The organism is Burkholderia sp. Se-20378 (assembly GCF_017104665.1).
Lineage (GTDB): Bacteria > Pseudomonadota > Gammaproteobacteria > Burkholderiales > Burkholderiaceae > Burkholderia > Burkholderia lata.
The window spans coordinates 1-1,245 of record NZ_JAAGPG010000996.1; the positions used below are offsets into that span (position 1 = coordinate 1).

The following is a 1,245-nucleotide window of genomic DNA, read 5'->3' on the forward strand; positions in this document are numbered from 1 at the left end:
TATGCCGCGATGCGATCCATTCCGTTCATCGGAATTTTTTAGAAATTCATCCCGTTCAGCAGAATTCGAAATTGACGCTCCGAAATATGGCTGGCTAGAGTCCGCGTCATCGGCACACCGGCCACGCGGTGTGCGAACCCGGAGCTTCCCATGTCGTTTCTCACGCTTACGGATCTAACGAAAACCTTCGGCGACCTCACCGCCGTCGCCGACGTCAACCTGTCGGTCGAACAAGGCGAATTCGTATCGCTGCTCGGGCCGTCGGGCTGCGGCAAGACCACCACGCTGCAGATGATCGCCGGCTTCGTCGACGTCACGCGCGGGCGCATCGCGCTCGACGGGCAGGACATCACGCACCTGAAGCCGAACCGGCGCGGGCTCGGCATCGTGTTCCAGAGCTATGCGCTGTTTCCGCACATGAGCGTCGCGGAAAACGTCGGCTTCGGCCTCGACATGCGCGGCGTCGACAAGGCCGAGCGCACGGAGCGCATCCGCGCCGCGCTCGCGCTCGTGCGGCTCGATGCCCTCGCGCACCGCTTTCCGCGCGAGCTGTCGGGCGGCCAGCGGCAACGCGTCGCGATCGCGCGTGCGGTCGTGATCGAACCGCCGGTGCTGCTGCTCGACGAACCGATGTCGAACCTCGACGCGAAGCTGCGCGAGGACATGCAGTTCGAGCTGCGCGCGATCCAGCGCAAGATCGGCACGACGACGATCATGGTCACGCACGATCAGTCGGAAGCGTTGTCGATCAGCGATCGCGTGGTCGTGATGGAAGCCGGCCGCATCACGCAGACCGATACGCCGTACCGTGCGTACGAGCGCCCGGAAAGCCGCTTCGTGTCGCAATTCATCGGCAAGGCGAACCTGCTGCCCGGCACGGTCGTCGCGCACGACGGCGACGCGATCCGCATCGACCTCGGGCACGGGCTCGCCGAAACCGGCCACACCGCGCACCTGCCGCCGCGCGAGCGCGACGTATGCGTCGGCGATGCGGTGTCGGTCTGCATCCGTCCGGAGAAGCTGCGGCTGTGCGCGCCCGATGCCGGCCGCTTCGCCGCGACCGTCACGAGCCGCTTCTTCCTCGGCAGCCAGTGGCTGTACCGCGTCGACAGCGCACTCGGCGAAGTGCTCGTGTGCTGCCAGAACGAGGGCGCGGAGCCGCTCGAGGAAGGCGCGCCGGTCGGCATCGACTGGCACAGCGATGCAGTGCGCGTGATGAGCGGGGTGGCTTGAATGGGACAGCCC

At 66.4% G+C, this 1,245-nt stretch carries 1 protein-coding gene; it reads left to right on the forward strand.

Going from position 1 to position 1,245, the window contains the following annotated elements; all coding sequences use genetic code 11:
* The first annotated feature begins 150 nt into the window (after positions 1-150).
* Positions 151-1,233, forward strand: a complete 1,083-nt coding sequence (locus tag G3N93_RS39665) for an ABC transporter ATP-binding protein (protein ID WP_174987570.1) — start codon at positions 151-153, stop codon at positions 1,231-1,233.
* The last annotated feature ends 12 nt before the right edge of the window (positions 1,234-1,245 follow it).